Source organism: Aliikangiella coralliicola (assembly GCF_007004725.1).
GTDB lineage: Bacteria > Pseudomonadota > Gammaproteobacteria > Enterobacterales > Kangiellaceae > Aliikangiella > Aliikangiella coralliicola.
This window is the reverse complement of the sequence record NZ_ML660164.1, coordinates 229,345-247,490: the sequence shown is the minus strand read 5'-3', so window position 1 is coordinate 247,490 and position 18,146 is coordinate 229,345. Positions and strand designations below refer to the sequence as shown.

Annotated in this window: 14 protein-coding genes and 1 pseudogene; 4 read left to right on the top strand and 11 right to left on the bottom strand. The window is 42.2% G+C overall.

Features of this window, described 5'->3' with window-relative positions; translation table 11 throughout:
* Positions 1-188: 188 nt before the first annotated feature.
* Together FLL46_RS12320 and FLL46_RS12315 are read right to left on the bottom strand one after the other, a co-directional pair.
* On the bottom strand, positions 189-1,199 hold the full coding sequence (locus FLL46_RS12320; protein ID WP_142893825.1) for an MBL fold metallo-hydrolase: 1,011 nt from the start codon (positions 1,197-1,199) through the stop codon (positions 189-191).
* Positions 1,200-1,321: 122 nt separating this feature from the next.
* A complete protein-coding gene (locus FLL46_RS12315; RefSeq protein WP_142893824.1) occupies positions 1,322-3,463 on the bottom strand; it encodes a winged helix-turn-helix domain-containing protein in 2,142 nt (713 codons plus the stop codon).
* Positions 3,464-3,622: 159 nt separating this feature from the next.
* On the opposite strand from FLL46_RS12315, the gene FLL46_RS12310 reads away from it, so the two are divergent.
* Together FLL46_RS12310 and FLL46_RS12305 are read left to right on the top strand one after the other, a co-directional pair.
* Positions 3,623-4,621 carry an NHL repeat-containing protein gene (locus FLL46_RS12310; RefSeq protein ID WP_142893823.1) on the top strand — a complete coding sequence of 333 codons (999 nt, stop codon included), beginning with the start codon at positions 3,623-3,625 and terminating at the stop codon, positions 4,619-4,621.
* 60 nt (positions 4,622-4,681) lie between these two features.
* A complete protein-coding gene (locus FLL46_RS12305) occupies positions 4,682-5,464 on the top strand; it encodes a hypothetical protein (protein ID WP_142893822.1) in 783 nt (260 codons plus the stop codon).
* Positions 5,465-5,640: 176 nt separating this feature from the next.
* On the opposite strand, the gene FLL46_RS12300 is transcribed toward FLL46_RS12305, so the two are convergent.
* The 6 genes and pseudogenes from FLL46_RS12300 to ada form a co-directional block, all read right to left on the bottom strand.
* Complete coding sequence (locus FLL46_RS12300; RefSeq protein ID WP_142893821.1) at positions 5,641-5,976, bottom strand: PBPRA1643 family SWIM/SEC-C metal-binding motif protein; 336 nt, start codon at positions 5,974-5,976, stop codon at positions 5,641-5,643.
* Between the two features lie 197 nt (positions 5,977-6,173).
* Positions 6,174-8,252: a prolyl oligopeptidase family serine peptidase gene (locus FLL46_RS12295; protein ID WP_142893820.1), complete on the bottom strand. Its 2,079-nt coding sequence runs from the start codon at positions 8,250-8,252 to the stop codon at positions 6,174-6,176.
* Between the two features lie 149 nt (positions 8,253-8,401).
* A complete protein-coding gene (locus FLL46_RS12290) occupies positions 8,402-9,637 on the bottom strand; it encodes an endonuclease/exonuclease/phosphatase family protein (protein WP_142893819.1) in 1,236 nt (411 codons plus the stop codon).
* Positions 9,638-9,863: 226 nt separating this feature from the next.
* Positions 9,864-10,760: pseudogene (locus FLL46_RS12285) on the bottom strand (ketopantoate reductase family protein); the annotation flags it as partial.
* A 223-nt stretch (positions 10,761-10,983) separates the two neighbouring features.
* Positions 10,984-11,715, bottom strand: coding sequence for a 2OG-Fe(II) oxygenase (locus tag FLL46_RS12280; RefSeq protein WP_210418686.1), 732 nt, complete (start codon positions 11,713-11,715; stop codon positions 10,984-10,986).
* Positions 11,708-12,847, bottom strand: coding sequence for a bifunctional DNA-binding transcriptional regulator/O6-methylguanine-DNA methyltransferase Ada (ada, locus tag FLL46_RS12275; RefSeq protein ID WP_168204143.1), 1,140 nt, complete (start codon positions 12,845-12,847; stop codon positions 11,708-11,710). Before ada ends, FLL46_RS12280 begins: the two co-directional genes overlap by 8 nt.
* Positions 12,848-13,100: 253 nt before the next feature.
* Between ada and FLL46_RS12270 the strand changes: the two genes are divergently transcribed.
* Together FLL46_RS12270 and FLL46_RS12265 are read left to right on the top strand one after the other, a co-directional pair.
* Positions 13,101-13,616: an NlpC/P60 family protein gene (locus FLL46_RS12270; protein WP_142893816.1), complete on the top strand. Its 516-nt coding sequence runs from the start codon at positions 13,101-13,103 to the stop codon at positions 13,614-13,616.
* 117 nt (positions 13,617-13,733) lie between these two features.
* Positions 13,734-14,264 carry a YaeQ family protein gene (locus FLL46_RS12265; protein ID WP_142893815.1) on the top strand — a complete coding sequence of 177 codons (531 nt, stop codon included), beginning with the start codon at positions 13,734-13,736 and terminating at the stop codon, positions 14,262-14,264.
* Positions 14,265-14,552: 288 nt separating this feature from the next.
* Here FLL46_RS12265 and FLL46_RS12260 read toward each other — a convergent pair whose 3' ends face one another.
* The 3 genes from FLL46_RS12260 to FLL46_RS12250 all read right to left on the bottom strand — a co-directional run bounded on the left by FLL46_RS12260 (position 14,553) and on the right by FLL46_RS12250 (position 18,024).
* A complete protein-coding gene (locus FLL46_RS12260; RefSeq protein WP_142893814.1) occupies positions 14,553-15,494 on the bottom strand; it encodes a hypothetical protein in 942 nt (313 codons plus the stop codon).
* Positions 15,495-15,615: 121 nt separating this feature from the next.
* Positions 15,616-16,917 carry a hypothetical protein gene (locus FLL46_RS12255; RefSeq protein WP_210418685.1) on the bottom strand — a complete coding sequence of 434 codons (1,302 nt, stop codon included), beginning with the start codon at positions 16,915-16,917 and terminating at the stop codon, positions 15,616-15,618.
* Between the two features lie 207 nt (positions 16,918-17,124).
* The gene (locus FLL46_RS12250; protein ID WP_142893813.1) at positions 17,125-18,024 is read right to left on the bottom strand and encodes a sensor domain-containing diguanylate cyclase; all 900 of its coding nucleotides are present in this window, start codon (positions 18,022-18,024) and stop codon (positions 17,125-17,127) included.
* Positions 18,025-18,146 lie beyond the last annotated feature (122 nt).

Sequence of the window (18,146 nt, the reverse complement as noted above, 5' to 3'; positions counted from 1 at the left end):
CGGAAATGTGACTGTCTGCGGAAATGTGACTGTCTGCGGAAATGTGACTGTCTGCGGAAATGTGACTGTCTGCGGAAATGTGACTGTCTGCGGAAATGTGACTGTCTGCGGAAATGTGACTGTCTGCGGAAATGTGACTGTCTGTGGAAAGGTGACTGTCTGTGGAAAGGTGACTGTCTGTGGAAATGCTATTTTAGCTTTTTATAAGGAAGTTTTTCATCTCGCATTAAAAAGGAGAATTGCTTTTCGCCTGGGATTTTATACTCTACCATTCCCTCACCTTTTGAAATCAGTTTAGCACCACCTGTTAACATGGTGTGAAACCCTCGTTTTACTCGCCGCAATACTTCAGGCGATACCCAGGGGGTATTATGCGCTGGCAGCAAAGCTTTCAAATTAGGAACTTCCTTTATTAATCGGGCGAGTGACTCGGCATAAGCTTCAAGATCAGTTTCCGGTGCAAATAGCCAAATTGGTCCGGAATAATAGCTGTCGCCGGTCCACATCAAGCCCGCATCGCGGTCAATTAACGCAACGGCATCAGGCGTGTGGCCAGGAATATGTATCACTTCTAACTTTCGATTTCCCAGGTCAAAAATGAAACCATCTTTAATAAATTGTGTGATCTTAAAAGGCCTGCCAACATGATTGTTCTTAGTTACCCCTTCTGGTAATGGACGACACAATGCTTCCTGCGAAGCTTCAATTGCAATATCCCGATTAGCATGACCAGATTGTCTTTGGCGGGCGAAATCCGTATCCATTCCAAAAACATTATCAAACGCATAATTCCCACCGACGTGATCATAATGTGTATGAGAATTCAAAACAGAAATCGGCTTGTCAGTTATTTTTTTGACAACTGCGGCAATATTTCCAAGTCCATTTCCCGTATCAAATAATAACGCTTTTTTCTCTCCTTCAATTAAGTAGGAAATGACTTCTTGCCATTGATGAGGCTCATAAATGGCTGTAACGCCAGGCGCAACCAGGTAAAGTTCAAACCAGTCATCATCATGTTTTAACCGGTTGAGTTTTGCATACTCTGGCCTGGGCAAGTCTTTGCAAAATTCAGCCATCGATTGCGCAGGGTTCGGGGTTTCGCTTTGCACAGTTGTGGTTAGCATCGTTGTACAAAACAGCACAAGCTTGATGATTGGTTGAAAACGAAATGTTGCTAATAAATCGAATTTTTGCATTGTATTTCCTTCTATCACCGATTTGTTGTCACATGAAATGAACACTGCCGCTTTACGTTTTTAATGACCAAACTAAAGTGGCTATCAAGCTCTACCCAGCCAACAATTCTCCACCCTGGTATCTATTCATCTAACAATGAGTTTAACTTCGACAAATAAATATCTGACTGGCGACTATCAGTACGACTTAACACCAGCTTTGTCTGCTGCGGGTTAACGCTCATCGTTAAACCAATTGCAGACGGAAGCTCGGTCGTCACTATTTTTTCTTTTCCTGTTGTCAGATCATAGCGCCAAATTGCCCGCTGCCCTTCAATCTTTGGATAGTAAAGATAGTTCCCTTGAACTGTCCAGTGATCGTCTAAAGAATGATTAAAACCTGGCAAAATCGTTTGCCTGTTTTGCCCTGCCAAGTCCACAGAATAAAGGCCATCTTTATTTGGTATCGAGTAGATTAGCGTGCCTGAATTTGTAATCTGAATGCGGCGAGCCCCTTCCTCAGTTAATATTTCCAAAGTTCCATCAGTATTTAATTTCAGCAACTGTGATATTTCATCAGGCACTTTTGATACCGCAAAAATATCCCCTTCTTCGGAAAATAAACAGGCATAGTGGGCTTGTTTTATTAACTTGATCGGCTGAGCTTTTCCATTTTTTACTGACACTTGATAACAGCGATATCCCTCTGCGCCTCGGCTACTCACTAACAGTTGCTCACCATCAGAAGACCAGTTCGGCATAAACATATTCAGTCCGGGAGTTGCTACTAGTTTAGATTGTTGCTGAGTGGCGGCCGAATATAACCAAACTTCAGAGTTTCCATGTCGGTTAGTGGTAAAAGCAATTTGTTGCCCGTCTGGCGAAAAAGCAGGAAAATTATCATACTTAGTTGATTCAATAATTTTTTTTGGTGCTTGACTATCATCTGTTAAATCAACAGACCAGATATTCGCGCTGTATCTCACTTCATGAAATGCTAACAAGCTACGCTTTTTAGCTACCGATGGAAACTGAGCATCTCTTGCACCTAATATTTGTTTTTGTTTACTTTGAACGTCTAGCAGCCAAAGTTTCCTGTCACCCAACTCGTCACTATCGAATAGTAAGCTGCGATTATTTTCCAACCAACTGAATCCCGCTATAAAAGCATGTGTATCGGTCAGTTGATTGGTTTGATTTGGCTTGCCGATATCAATCGTATACAAGTGACGGGCTGACTTGGTTCCCCGTGTAAAAGCTAGCGTTTTTCCATCGGAAGAGTACCGGGGGCGGGTATCAAAAATTTCTAATCCTGTTGGCTGAGTAAGTTGTGAACGCTGCTCGGTTTTGAGGTGATAAGTCCAGATAGCGGCGCGGGATATATTTTTTGATGCTTCCAACTTCTCCTGATTTTCAGATGAGCTATCAGATAAAGATAAATCATCGGGCGCTCTGCTCGGCGCAACATAACTAAAGCTTTCGCCATCTGGAGACCAGCTAAAAATACCCGACGAATTAGGCACTAAACATTCTCCGAGCGTCTCTCTTTGCATCGATGCCAACCGATAACGAAAAATCAGACAATTCTGTTGCTCCACTGCAGCAATCAGCAACGATTGGTCATCCGGTGAAAAAGTCGGTGAATATAAATAATAATCAGGCTCCTTTATTTCATGCAGCAATTCACCGCCGACACTGACGACTCTGACTGTTAATTCCTTATCTTCAATGACAGAAAAGGCAACTTTATCACCGTGATTCGATATTTCAGGCTGGTGCTCAAAAATTGAATCTGCGGTTAAGCGTCTTGCAGAAATTAAATCACTTTTTAGTCCTTCAGCTAATTCATTCGAATTGAAACTTTGATTTGAGAATTGGCTCAATGAAAACGAGCCGAGTAACACTAGCGCCAAAATAGTCAAACCCACGCTCATTTTTTGGGTCGCACTGGTGTTCAATGGATGAATAAATCGATAACCTTTTTTCGGCACAGTTTCGATATAAACCGGTGACAGTCGATCATCTCCTAATGTCGATCTCAACTCAGCTACGCATCTCGACAAAGCATCTTCGTTAACCGTTTTATCCTGCCACAAAATCTCGATCAGCGTTTCTCTTGATAAAAGAACGTGGACATTAGCCACAAATATTGACAGTAATTTCGCTAACCGGGGTTGTAATCGGTGTGCTTTTCGCTTTGATCTTAACTGCCCATCGACAGGATCGAACGACCATTCACCAAATTGACAAGGTTTTTCGAGTGGCGGAGCGAATGTTTGCGTCATATTTAAATAGTGCTTAAAAACAATCAGTTAGCGTCATTATATACCCAAATAACTCCAAAAGGAGGTTTTGTGGATATAAAAAAGAGGTAATTCGGAGGTCTATTACACTCGCTTAAATTATCGTGAGCCAACATTTCATCAATAACAAGGATAATCTGAATGACTCAGCTTCGAGTAGCCTTGAAGGCAATCATTTTAGTGATTCTTCTCACTCAATTTGCCGGTTACCTGGTCCAAAATCTGAATGCGCTGGAGCGCCCTTCTGCACTTCAACCAGCGCCGGTTCCAGAGCGAGATGTGGCTTCCAATTTAGGTGATGCTCATTGTTCTTCACTTATATTGGTCAGCAGTTGGACCAGAAACAATGTCAAAATTTATGACGGTTGCAGTGGTGAGTTTATTCGAGATTTAGATAGCCAAAACCTGATTGATGGACCCCTCGGCATTCTAGAAGCGCCAGATGGCGATGTACTGATTATCAGCGAAAAAAATGGCCGATTGTTAAAGTTTGATCGCGATACCTTGTCGAAAGGTACAGTGGTTTTGGGCGATGACCCAGCTACGAGTGTAATCGAAAACAACTTCATTACCGACCCAGTCGGCGCCGTCATCGATAGCCAGGGTTTTATGTACGCAGCCAGTTACAGTCTCAATTCCGTGGTCAAAATCAATACTCAATCCTGGCAAATAACCGAGGAGATTTTACCCGCCAATAATGGCCGTATTAAAGGCATTGACGCCGGCATGCTGATCACCAACGACGGACATCTTCTGTTACCGGGATACGATAGCGACAACATCATCAAGATAAACCTGCAATCAAAGGCGGTAAGCGAAGTTGTTGCTGCAGGCACCGGCGGACTCGACGCTCCCCGAACGATTCTATTGAAGGACCGGGAAATCACTGTCACTGCAGAAAGAAGCAATGGGATTCTGGTTTTCGATTATACCAGCGGGAATTTCAAACGAACCCTGGCTAAGGTCGGCGGCCCGACTGGAATGAAACAAGATGGCGACACTCACCTCCTGGTGAATAACGCAAATGCTGTGTTTCGTGTCACCAATGACGGCACAGCTTTTGAAAAAGTCATAAAAAACGGCGCAGGACAACTCGCGGGAGGAACCTTTGTTTATCGCCTCCAAAAGCGAAATGAATGAACGCAATTTAACTCAACTTAAACCCATCATGAAAATCATGACAGCCGAGAGAAAATCGCCATGAATAAAAGTTTAGCCTTCATCTACATTTTGTTGTTAATTTCAGCTTGCGGCGGTAGTAACACTAATGATTCAGGAACCACAACCGATCCTTTAGCCGGCGTGCCCATCGGAGATTATGAAGTCCTCTTTATCGGCAACAGCCATAGCGCGGCCAATGGCTTACCCAATCTTGTAGCGATACTGATTGAAGCAGGCCAACCAGACAAAACAGCCAATACTATGTTGGCACCGGGATGGGGATTTCTGGTGGACAAGCTACACGATGAAACAACTCAGCAAATGCTCACTGGTCGCGCCTGGACTCACGTGATTTTGCAGGCGCAAAAGTATTCCACTACCGGCCTCTACTGGTATCCCACGGACGCATCAGAAGAATGGATCCGTCGCGTTAAAAATCAAAACGCAGTGCCCGTTATGTTTCCTGAATGGCCGCGTAGAGGCAACACAGAAGAAGGGCTGAGAGTGCACAACCTTCATCTTGAAATAGCATCGCGCGAACCAGCCTGCGTTGCCCCCATCGGCTTAGCCTGGGAAGAATCAATCGCTCGTTATCCAATGCTAAATTTACATGCACCTGACGGAAATCATTCAAATCTGACAGGCGCTTTGCTCACGGCTTATGTTTTTTATCAGGTTATCACCGAGCAATCCGCCGCCGAACTACCATTTATTCAATCAATAAATGTCAGCGCAGATGTCCAACAAAAACTGCGTGAAGTGGCATCTTTTACCGTGGAGAATCATATTCCCTGTGAGACTTTCGAGCCAACAGCTGGTTAATCTCTGAGTAGCGCATTTCGTGTCGCTAATCTCAGACACGATTATTCTCAGACACGATTATTCTCAGAAACTATTACTCTTAGGCACACAAGCATTAGTGCCTGAGACTTTTAGCTGAACGATAAATTTGGAGACTATTCGGCCGAAGCAGATGTTCTTTTGAAAATTGGCGGTATCTAGGCGCCACAGCATTTCTTATATTTCTTCCCACTACCACAGGAACAAGGTTCATTTCGCTTAGGCGTTTTCTCAAATACCATTGTTTTTGGTTTGTTCAATACGCCCTCTAATTCCACTATATTTTCGGCAGCCTCCGAGTTAACTTCGATGTCGGCAAATAGCTTATTTTCTTCGACAATCCTAATAACTTCTGCCTTACGTTTTTCCGATGAGACCACCAGCGTTAATGGGTGCTCGGCAGTACCAAGCTTGGCAGAACGCTTGTTTTTACCAGCAATTCTTTCGCCCTTTGAGTTTTTATCGATGTTGTTATCGTAGAAAAATTTAGACATCAGCTATTCCCGTGTATTTGAAATTGTATTATCGATTCGCTCGCTGACAGCACAAAATTCAACTTCACAACAGTGATCTTCACCGAGTCAAAGTCAATAATTTGCGGCGAGAAATTAAGCGCTTGATAAACAATTGAAGCATCTGATGACTCAGATGCTCGTCATAGAAGATTATTTATCCAACCCGATTCACTAGATTATTTAAGTTGCATAAATAAGTAAGCGTAGATCATAGCATATAAATGGGCTTCTTGATTATTATCTGAGGCACCACCGTGACCGCCTTCAATATTTTCATAATAAAGCACATCATGTCCCATATTTTTCATTCTTGCGACCATTTTGCGCGCATGCCCCGGGTGAACTCGATCATCCCTGGTTGAAGTCGTAAAGAAAACTCGTGGATATGATCTATTCTCATCAAGATTATGGTAAGGAGAAAACGCTTTAATATAATCCCATTCTTTTGGATTATCAGGATCTCCATACTCTGCCATCCAGCTGGCGCCGGCTAAAAGTTTGTTATAACGTTTCATATCGAGTAATGGTACCTGGCAAACGATGGCATTAAATAGTTCAGGGCTTCGAGTGATCATATTTCCAACTAACAAACCACCATTACTACCGCCCTGCGCACCGAGATGTTTTGAAGATGTTATTTTTCGCGCAAATAAATCTTTGGCAATAGCTTCAAAATCTTCGTAAGCTTTACTACGTTTCTCTTTTAAAGCTGCCTGGTGCCAACGAGGACCAAACTCACCGCCACCACGGATATTAGCAAGCACATACACCCCGCCTCTGGCTAGCCAGGTGCTACCAGTCAGTGCAGAATAATAAGGCCGCATTGAAACTTCAAACCCGCCGTAACCATACAGTAATGTCGGATTCTTTCCATTGAGCCTGGTTCCTTTTTTCATCACCACAAAATAAGGAACCTTGGTGCCATCTTTAGAGTCAGCAAAGTGTTGTTCAACTTGAATGGTTTTCGCGTCAAACCAGGCAGGTAACTTTTGTAATTCGGTTAGCTTAAGGGTCATGCCTTCCATATAGTAAAGCGTATCCGGCTGGGTGAAATTCTCATAGGTGACAAAAAATGAATCACTATCTTCTTGCAAGCCGGACAAACTAACTTGCCCTTTTGTATCCATGGGTACTCTTAACGTCTTCCATTTTCCGTCGCTAGAAACTTCCATTCTTTCAATCACCGAACCAACATTATCCATCCAGGAGACCCAGACATAATTTTTAGAAAACTGAATCCAGTCGATTATTTTAGTATCAGAAGGTTCAACAAAAACACGATAATCAGGCCGACCTTTCTTAACTGATGCCATAGGCGAATAAATTACTGTTCCCTGTTTAAACTCTTTGCCTTGATATTTCCAGTCGGACTTAAGCTCGACAAAAATATTTTTATTATAAATACCCACTATTTGTGCATCGTCTTGCTTGATAATCTTAGTTTTTTTATTACCATTTAGAAGATAAAACTCGGTCGTGTAAAAAGAGGTGGCGTCATAAATAAAATCCTGTTTGCCACTTGCTCTGAAGCTTCGATAAACACCTGCTGACACTGACTCAGTACTAGCCTCATAAACAACTTTGGCCTCTGTCAACGGTGTTCCCCGCTTCCACAATTTTGAAATTCTCGGGTAACCAGAACTGGTTAAACTGCCTTCGCCAAAATCTGTTCCAACGTAAAGTGTGTTAGCATCTTTCCAGGCCGTTGCAGATTTTGCTTCAGGTAAGTAAAAACCATTTTCAACAAACTTCCTGGTTTTGATATTAAATTCTCGGACTACCGTTGCATCAGCACCACCACGAGACAAAGACATTAAACATAACTCATAATCCGGGTATAGACAGTTCATGCCAGAGTAAACCCAGTTCTCCCCCTCCGCTTCACTGATTTTGTCGAGATCAAAAACCGTTTCCCATTGTGGTTTGTTGGCCAGATAGTCCTGCAAGTTTGCCTCGCGATAAAGCCCTCTAATATTCTTTTCGTCTCGCCAGAAATTGTAGACTTTATCACCTCGAATGTTGACGTAGCGAATTTTGTCTTTCGAGTTCAGGATTTCTAAAGCTTTGTCATGAATCTCCTGGTAAATCGGCTGACTTCGCAACTCGCTTTCTGAGATTTTGTTTTGGCCCTTGACCCAATCCATTGATTTTTTGCTTTCGATATCCTCCAGCCAAATAAAAGGATCTTCGTTAACACTCGCCCATGCGCTCTGAAAACTGACAAAAACGAGCACCAACAACCATTTATTTTTCATAATTATTCTCAAGTTCTATTGCGTGGCCAGTAACTTACGCAATCTCGCTGAGAAAATAAAGGGAACTTTTTCACGTTGGCCTGTCAATTACGCTAAGCAGCATGCTTATACACCAGATATCGGACCTGAATGAAACTAATTAGTCTGCACTATTTCCAACTGTTGTTAAGTTTTAAATCAATCCACACAAGACGGTGGTCAGATGAAATAACCGGAAAACCATCACCGACGAGATAGCGTGTATCGTCCTTTTCTGTCGGCCAAAAAACACCGCCGCACTCAACATCATTTTTACGCTTTGAAGGCAGTACATAATCAACCCTGAGATTACCTGGCCCGGCAGGGTTAAAGTCCCCGGTGTCTAAAACAGATTTTCCTGTGTGCTGGCTATTAGCTTGCGCTTCTTTGGCACTATCTTCCATACCACCGAAACTTCCGAGTGAAAGACTGTTGTCAATTGCGGGATGGGTCAATAACTGGGATATTGCATTTTGAGTGCTATCGCCATCATTGGGGTCAGCGTTGTAATCACCTAAAATCACGAATGCACTGCGACTGGGCAAACCGCCTCTTCGACCATTATCGTCATAAATATAATAGGACTTTCGGTATCCTCCGACATAATCAGCCCAAAATCGAATTTCATCGTGATTCCGCCGTCCATTTCTATCTTCTACACCGTCAAATACCGGTGGTGTTGGGTGGGCCGCCAGCAGATGTAGTCTCTTTCCGTTCACAAATACCGGAATGTCCCAGTGGCTTTTGCTGGATAAACGAAACTGGGACAATTCTTGCTGACTGTAGTAATCATAAGGCTCGTCGGTTGTCGGATCATCAGGTAATAATGCCCCAGGCATATCTTTCCACAAAAAATGTTGGAAAGTTCTCGCGCGATAACGGTCAATTGGATAACGAGATAATACAACCATGCCATACTGGCCTGGAAAAAAACCAAACCCGTAAGCATCGCCGGGACCATTCGTTTTACCGTCGTTGTCAAAATCAAATCCTGACGGTATACCGGTGTTAGACTCAGCGATAAATACGTAAGGATATTCAATAGGCTGCTGACCATTTTGACCGACGGCAAGGTAATTCGATTGAAGCAAGTCAATCGCAGTACCATTAGCGTCATAGTCAAACTCATTGAGCAACAAGATATCAGGTCTGACTCGCTGAATGATTTCAGTCACGGCTACAATCTGAGGATGATCGGTTGATTGCAAGTCAGTGATTAATTGACCCTCACTGCGACGATTTAAATAAGCATTAAACGTGGCAACACGCACAACATGCTTGGCTTTTGTCAGATCACCATCAAGATCTAGTGGCGTACAAAGGTATGGTGTTGCAGCAATCGATACCACACTTGAAAAGTAGATCACAAATGCCGCCGCAAATCTCGTAAAGAGGTGATTATTATTTTTGCTCACAGACTTCACACTACAGTTAGTTGGAGAGCAAGTAGCCTAGAACACAATTATGATAAAACTTTGACTAATTCGTTAATTATTTATGACGAAGAAAAATTGGATCTTGCGGCACAAACTCATTCGCGTCTCTACCAGCTTATCACTTATGGATCGCGAACTTTTCTATCATTCTAATTTTCTAATAGCGCGCTCTTACCTTGTCCTCCTGCGGTCGCAGCGCAGCATAAATAAAGCTATTAGCCGGAGTTTCAACGCCAAACCGTTTTCCCATTTTGCAAACCGCACCCGACAAATATTCCAATTCACTGAGTCGCCCATCTTCGAAATCCCGTTGCATGGAGCTGGTCATATCGACGGGCATTGAATCAATAAACTTTAATGTATTAGTGACGCTATCAATTGGCAAAGGTATTTTTTGCGCAATAGATAAAGTATGAACTTCTTCAATGGCAGCCTGAAGCAGTCTTCGAGTTTCAGGAATTTTTCGAAATTCGCCGACAGGACTTCTCGTCACTGATCCAACGCCACTAACCGGCGCGAAAAAAATAAATTTTTGCCAAATATCAGACTGAATATTGGCGGACGCTTCAACGGTCAATGACTCCCCTAAATTAAGTTGCGGTTGAAGTTGAAGTACTCGATCAGAAAGATTGCCTTTTAACTCTCCAAAGCTAATGGTCGGCGGCACTCCCATATGATGAATAACACCCGGCGCTTCAATATAGCTCACTATTCGGCAGGTTGCCCCGAGTACATTTGAAGCTGGAAATCTGGCAGCTAACTCATCGGCGCTTTCGACACCGTTTTGAATTCCCATGACCATTGCTGTCGAAGACACATGTGGTGCAACAGATTTGATAGCCTCCTCCAGTTGCCAGGATTTAGTCGCGAAAAAGACTAAATCGATTTCACCCATTTTTTCGGGATCACTAATGGCCTTTATTTTGACCTGTGAATCTCCATAAATAGACTTAACCGTTAAACCTGATGTCTGAATCGCATCGAGATGAGAACCCCGAGCTAACAAAGTCACATCAAGCCCTGACTTCGCCCACATAGCCCCAAAATATCCACCTGCGCCCCCGGGCTCCTACGACTAAAATTCGCATACTCACCTCCTGAAAATTTTGTGCGGGTAAAAATTTAAGCAGATAGAATCCAGAATAAACAACACTAAAACAAAACGATACCTAGCTAAACAATCACCAAATTAGTTAACACTTAATTTAATCGATACCTAGTCTAATCAATACTTAGTTTAATCGATACTTAGTTTAATCAATATTCGCGAACAGAATCTATTTCGCGTCATGAAAAATGATCCCCATACTAAAACGCTCTCCCCTATGAATTTGACTAACACCGTGTTTAAGTTGAACCCGGTAATCTCCCCGACTCCCTTTTCGAGGAAAATATTGCGTGGCAATAATAACTGCGTCACCTTGATTGAGGTTGATCACTGATACCTTAGTCTGTCTTCTGGGTGCCTGCTCCGTCAAAACCAGCTCTCCACCAGAAAACTCGCTGCCGGGTTGACTGAGTTGGAAAATAACCTGAAATGGAAAAGCAATCTCGCCATAAAGATCCTGGTGTAGTCGGTTGTAGTCTTCTCTCCGATAACGCAGAATTAACGGCGTCGGTTTTGTTTGCCCCTGAGCATGACAGTTCTGCAAAAAAGTTTGATGGTCTTCGGGATAAGTAAAATTTAAACGCAAGCGCTTAGTCCATTGATTGGCAATTGGCGCCAGCTGTGAATATAAAGATTCGCGTAATGACTGAATTATTGTCGGTAAAGGATATTGAAAATAACGATAAGTACCTTGGCCAAAACCATACCGAGTCATATTAATGGTGTTTCGAAAACGCTCATCTTTCTCAAACAACAGACGCAACTGATTGCATTCTTCAACTGATAGTTTACCTGGTAATATATGAAACCCATCCTGACTAAGGCCGCTATAAACTTCAGAGTCAAAACAAATGTCGGCTTGATTCATCGGTTTCAAATCACGCATCACTTTATCACTCATCGTCTTTTACCCGGCTGTGACGCTCCAATTCAATTAAAGTTCTTTTCCGACTGAGTCCCCAGCGATAGCCCCCCATTGAACCGTCTCCACGAATCACTCGATGGCAAGGTATTGCCAGGCCAACCTGATTACTCGCGCAAGCTGTAGCAACCGCACGATATGCTTTAGGTGAACCAATAGCTTCAGCAACTTCGCCATAGGACATGACTTCACCATATGGAATTTTTCTGAGAAAATCCCAGACCTTTTTTTGAAACGCAGTTCCTTGTATATCAAGTGGAATAGACGTTAATGCGTTTTGTCCCGACAAGTATTGATTGAGCGCATTCATCCATAAATCAAACTGTTGTACGTGTCTGTTTTGGTGCAATTGTTCGGTTTGATTCGATTGACCGTCAGCGGAAAGATCGGGCATCGGCTCAATATTGGCGTGAGGATATTCCTCAACAAGCTGCTCAAGCAATTCATGTCGTGAGTCCCCTAGCTGAAGATGACAAAGCCCCTTATCCGTCGCACCGATAATGACTAAACCTAATGCAGTGTTAGCAATGGCAAAAGAAATTTCAACATTTTTTCCGCCCTCTCGATAAGACTTAGGCGTCATACCCAAATGCGTATTCAGTCTGCCATAAATAACTGAAGAAGATTCGAAACCAGAATCATATATTGCATCTGTGACACTCGGTGATTTACGTAAATTCTTTTTCAGCAAACCAACGCGGCTCTGGTCGATGTAGTTTTTTGGAGTTACTGATAAAAATTTCTTAAACAACCGGTGTAATTGATGCTGGCTTAAGTCAACACTTTTGGCCAATTCAGTTGTCGTTAGAACACCTTCTGAGTGTTGCTCCACCAACCGGCAAACTTCCAATAACTTCACCAGGTTTTCGTCGCAGCTATTTTCAATCAAAGGATTGCAGCGTTTACATGGGCGATAATTCTGTTCAATCGCCTGTTGAGCATGTTCAAAAATCTGTATGTTTTTCTTCAGCGGTCTACGCGATTTGCAGCTGGGGCGGCAAAAAACTTGTGTGCTGGTGACTCCATAATAAAATTGACCATCAAATGCCGAATCTCTCTTTGTAATCGCGTTCCAAAAGTGCTGTGGTATGGCTTGCTGTGATTTATTCATCAACCTTCTCCTGATATTTTTTAACAGCATAATTCATCAACTCATCAAAAAATATCGGGTTATTGCGCCTAATTTTCTTTAGCTAAAATTACCATAGATAGGAGAAAACTGTCAGAGAGAGTTTGTTAAAGTCGTCTTAGTCGTTTAGCTTAAAAATTAGCCTAAAAAGCATTAATTCAGCTCTAATTCATAGAAATCTACCATAATTAACTAATCCTCAATTCGATCTGGCTTTATTTTAAGGGAAAACCATATGAAATTTAAAACCTGGTTAATCATCCCTTTAGCCCTTTGCTTTTGGGGGTGTAGCCACCGCCCACCCACACTGCCGCCGGCATCACAGCCTGAAATTGAGCCGCCGGGTAAAGGTAAATCGAAACCAGCGAAAAATCCCTATCAACGTGTTAAATACAAACTACTCGACCAATACAAAAAATGGCGAGGAACCCCGTATCGACTGGGTGGGCTTAACAAACAAGGGATTGACTGTTCCGGCTTCGTTTACCAGACTTTTCGCCAGCAGCTCAACATCCAGCTACCGAGAACGACAATTCAACAGTCAAAAAGCGGCCGTCAGGTGGACTTTCAGCAGCTAAAAGCTGGCGACCTGATTTTCTTTAAGACCGGCAAGAAACTCAGGCATGTTGGAATCTATATCGATGGACAGCAATTTATTCACGCGTCCACCAGTCAAGGGGTAATGATTTCTACATTAGATAACCCATATTGGCGAAAAAGCTTTTGGAAAGTCCAGAGAGTCTGGCAATAGTCAGTTTAAAGCCTCATTTTACTCAATACGCTCCTGATAGATTCAGGTATAATCGATCCAATCAAAAATCGAGTTGAATATTATCGACTCTGGCAGGATCATCCTAAGGCAAATTAAGTGGCTATTAAACCAACAATTTATAAATTTCATATCTCGCTTTCCGACCTGAATAGAGATTACTATGACTCACTAAATTTGACGATTGCATTGCATCCTTCAGAAACACTCGAAAGAATGATGGCCCGGGTAATGGCTTACTGCATTGAGGCACAGGAAGGGCTCGCGTTTACCAAAGGTTTAAGTGAAGTGGAAGAGCCTGATATCTGGGTGCACACTTTAGATAATCAAATTGCGCTGTGGATTGATGCAGGCGAACCATCATTGGAAAGAATAAAAAAAGCGACACGATTAGCGCAGACAGTTAAGGTTTTCAGCTTCAATAGTAAATCTGATGTCTGGTGGGAACAGAGTAAAAATAAAGTCAAGCAGTTGTCCGTTTCCGTTCTGCAACTTGATTGGGAGAGCATTCAATCTCTGGTTAAGCATGTGCAGCGTACAATGAATTTTTCAGTCACCATTACTGGTGAATCGGCGTTTATTGCGTCGGAAACTGGCGAGTGTGAGGTGAATTGGGTAACTTTGCAGTGAGGTAAAATGTGAAGGACTTAAAAATCGTAAGCCTTATTTTTTTCAAAAGAAGTTGACCCCCTCTTAATAAAGTAGTCTCGATAACATTTTTCTGTCATCTCGAGCGAAGTCGAGAGATCTCCCAAAAGTTTAGATCACATAAAAACGAATACTTATCTGATTAAAGTGACTCTCTTAAATAGAGATTTGATATATTATGTAAGTGAGCCTCTGTCTGTAGGAGATATCTCCGCTGCGGTCGATATGACAGGTGTGGAATTAAGCACCACCTTCCAAAAAAACAAAAAACTAAGCCAACGGCAATTCACTATGCGCTTGTGTTTTTTCGTCATGAAATTCAATCAGCGATTTTAACTCTTCTGAAACCACATTATTTCCGATATGTTTAATAAAATGACAAGTCGCATAGGAGTCATGGGATTTATCATATTGAGCAACCCAGTCATCATACTCTTTTAGTCGCTCTTTATCCTCACCACTCCAGGTCAGCAACATAGATCGGGTAATTCTAAACTTTAAGCTCGGGTGAAATTCAGGTCTTTGCTCTAGTCTCCAGAACTTTGGCGTCAGTCTCGCTCGAAAGCATTTTTGAACCTTACACAGTTGTTGATAAAGAGCGTCAGCGCCTAAAACATCAAACAACTGCCTGGTTTCTTCAGAATCAGCTTCAAAAGTCTTGTGCGTCGCAATTAATCTAAACCCAGCATAAGTTCGATAAACTAAAAAGCCAGCATTCGAATCCCCCGACGCATATTCTTCAACTTTTTTTAACGCCGAATCAAAGCGGTCCTGCTTTTCTTTTTTATTTTTTTCATCAATCTTTTTTGCCTGACCAAACAGTCGTTGAAAAAAGCCTGCAGGTTTCATGGCCCAAGTTGGTACATCAATATCAATAAACATCATTTCTTCGGTATTAAGCACTTGCGAATAATACCGGTTACGACTGACAATTGCTTTCCTAACACCTTCATAAGCCAGCTCTTCAAGAATTTCCTCTCGAATTACTGCCATTGGATAATAGAATCCACTGTCAAAATCAGACGACAGCGCTTTAGCAATTTCTTCGACTCTTTGGTTCGCTCTCTCTAGCGCATCCGCTTCCGACGAATCTGAATAGCCCCACGCGTAAATATCAGCTTTCCCTTCATCGCTCCAATTTCCGGAATCTTTATGAAACTTGATATTTTCAACTGTTCTAAAGACTCGCTTCCAATAACGAGGAATTAACATCTACCATTCCTTAATTAGCTTTTCATATTGAAAGCGAGTATCACATTTTCATTGGGCTACCGTCAAAAAATAAATAACTGGAAATAAATTACTTTCCAGATATACCATAAAATAAATTTCATTAAAGGGTTTCTTTGATCAATTCGCCATTAGTAAACAACAAGGTTTGATCTTTAAATTCTAGTCGTTCGATATTCCGAAGTTCAGTGACACCATCACGGTTAGAAGTCATGTCTTGTACTGTGATAATATTCTCGACAATATTAGTTGAATATTCAGAAAAGTTTCCCTGAAAAAAAGCGGTATCTGTTCCCTGCTTTCCGTCGAGAATATTTGTTCCAGCGTTACCAGCCAGGCGATTATCATGATCATTACCGGTTAAATTGCTATCGTTGCTACCGGTTAATTGAGCGTTAACCAAATACTGCGATTTGTGAGTATAGGGTGTAACGGCAGGATCAAAACTCAGCATAAATGTTCCGTTAAATCCGCTATCAATGCGTGCTAGATATGTTACCGTTTGGCCAAAAAATTGTTGAATGGCCGCGTATCCTTGTGGATCTTTACTCGCAACATCTTCTCTCACTTTTGCGATATAAATTCCCCACATGCCGCCTTCCGATTCAGTGTATGCGCCCCAGTAGCCATAATAACTATCAATAACAGACGCGAGATACTCTTGCGATAGACTCCCTTCCTGGCGTAATTCTTCTATCCAGTTTAGCGTCGATGTATCAACACCTGCTGTCGGCCACAGAGAATTACTCATCGCGTTTTCTCGTGCAGAATCAATAACAGCCTGATAAGTTGGATTGCCGCCTGATCCAGTTGTACCGATTCCATAATCGTGGACTAAATGTAAAATTTCTTCGAAGGCTGCATCACGATGATTTTCATAGTCATTATTAATGTAAGCCTCGGTTCCTTCTACTACCAGCTCGGTATCGTACAACGGCTGTCCATCGACGCCGGAAGGTGGATTATTAGAACCATCATCTGATCCATTAAGTAACAATAGTTGAGCATTATTATTCGCCATAGCATTCACCACGTCACTTTTATCTGCACCATGAGCACTAGCTTCAACGGGAGTAAGGAAAAATTTTAGAATCCTGTGGGCTCGCACAAGTTGTTCATTAGAGATCTGATTTTGCGCAAAGATCCGAATAGGCTTTTGATTTGGGGCTATCACTTCCATGTATTTACAGAAAAAACCGGTGTAAGTAGTGCCCATCGATTGTGGCACCTGAGTGATTGACAACGACACACCACTTTGTAAATCCGCATCACAAGCCAGAGTATTGGTTGTTGGCGGCGGTGTTGTAGTGGTGGTTGTCGAAGTGGTTCCTCCACCGCCGCCACAACCAGCCAACATCCACAGAAAAAATGCAGGAATAAAAGACAAGATGACATACTTCTTCATAGTAACTACCCTCAACCCGGTGATTTTCGACTTAATTGGCATTGATTTCGCAATCAGATAAATAATTATGTCTCAACTTACGATTTGTTGTGGTAAGGCTGGGTCAGCGATTGTAAGGGTTTGTCAGGAATTTAAAGACCGGAGAAAACGAGTAATATGAAGCTTACTCAGAGGAAAAGGGAAATGGGTTTAAATACGTTCGGAAAACTACGCGTTAACTGCAGATAAACCTGCAAACCTGTAACAATTTCTGCCCGATTTTTTCGCGTCATACAGCGCATGATCAGCCGCTTTTATCAAATCGTTAAAATCAGAGTTTTCATTACTCAGCGACGCAATACCAACACTAACCGATACAGACACCTTTTTCTGATCAAGCTGAATTTCTAACTTTGACAACTCATCAAAAAACTTCTGAGTCCAGAGAGTAACTTGAGCAAGATCCGTATTAGGCATCACAATCGCAAATTCTTCACCGCCGATTCTCGCCAAAATGTCAGATTCTCTCGCACAGGAAAGGCAAAACTTACCGAAATCAGCAAGTACCTTGTCCCCTGCCGGATGTCCGTATAAATCATTAATATTTTTAAAGTGATCGATATCGAAAACGAGTACTGTCAGCGATTGCTCATATCGCTTACTATAAGCAATCGCTTTTTGTGCCAGTTCGAAAAAAACACGGCGATTGTACAAACCAGTTAGCGAATCATACTCTGCATGTTTTCTTAAATTTTCCTCAAGCCGTTTTCTATTTGTCATATCTCTGGCAACAGCAATAATAACTTTTTCCCCGGCGTAAACGCCCTGATTAATAATAACTTCTTTTGGAAAAATGACGCCATCGCAAGTCTGAGTCCAGAATTCAAACCGTTGTGGCTGACCATCAATACATTTTTCCCAATACTGCCTAATTTGCTTCAAATCGTTATAGCCGGGCACTGCGAAGTCCGCAGGTGTTTTTCCGATAAAGTAATCGTGTGGATACCCATAAGTTTTCTCGACTGCCTTATTGACTTCAATAAATTTCCCTTCAAAATCATGAATATAAATACAATCTTCAATAAGCTGAAAAAGGCAATGAAAACTATCAGCCATATCATTTTTCATAACAAGGGCTCACAATACACTTGAGTGTCGGAAATTGAGGGTTCAACATTTTGGGCGTAGTACTCTACAACATTTCAATTCGAGATGGGAAAGAAGATTATTTAATAACGCGGCATCATTGC

Coding starts and splice junctions, on each gene's coding strand:
- FLL46_RS12320 (WP_142893825.1), bottom strand. CDS start 1,199: ATGCAAAAATTCGATTTATTAGCAACATTTCGTTTTCAACCAATCATC.
- FLL46_RS12315 (WP_142893824.1), bottom strand. CDS start 3,463: ATGACGCAAACATTCGCTCCGCCACTCGAAAAACCTTGTCAATTTGGT.
- FLL46_RS12310 (WP_142893823.1), top strand. CDS start 3,623: ATGACTCAGCTTCGAGTAGCCTTGAAGGCAATCATTTTAGTGATTCTT.
- FLL46_RS12305 (WP_142893822.1), top strand. CDS start 4,682: ATGAATAAAAGTTTAGCCTTCATCTACATTTTGTTGTTAATTTCAGCT.
- FLL46_RS12300 (WP_142893821.1), bottom strand. CDS start 5,976: ATGTCTAAATTTTTCTACGATAACAACATCGATAAAAACTCAAAGGGC.
- FLL46_RS12295 (WP_142893820.1), bottom strand. CDS start 8,252: ATGAAAAATAAATGGTTGTTGGTGCTCGTTTTTGTCAGTTTTCAGAGC.
- FLL46_RS12280 (WP_210418686.1), bottom strand. CDS start 11,715: ATGAGTGATAAAGTGATGCGTGATTTGAAACCGATGAATCAAGCCGAC.
- ada (WP_168204143.1), bottom strand. CDS start 12,847: ATGAATAAATCACAGCAAGCCATACCACAGCACTTTTGGAACGCGATT.
- FLL46_RS12270 (WP_142893816.1), top strand. CDS start 13,101: ATGAAATTTAAAACCTGGTTAATCATCCCTTTAGCCCTTTGCTTTTGG.
- FLL46_RS12260 (WP_142893814.1), bottom strand. CDS start 15,494: ATGTTAATTCCTCGTTATTGGAAGCGAGTCTTTAGAACAGTTGAAAAT.
- FLL46_RS12255 (WP_210418685.1), bottom strand. CDS start 16,917: ATGAAGAAGTATGTCATCTTGTCTTTTATTCCTGCATTTTTTCTGTGG.
- FLL46_RS12250 (WP_142893813.1), bottom strand. CDS start 18,024: ATGAAAAATGATATGGCTGATAGTTTTCATTGCCTTTTTCAGCTTATT.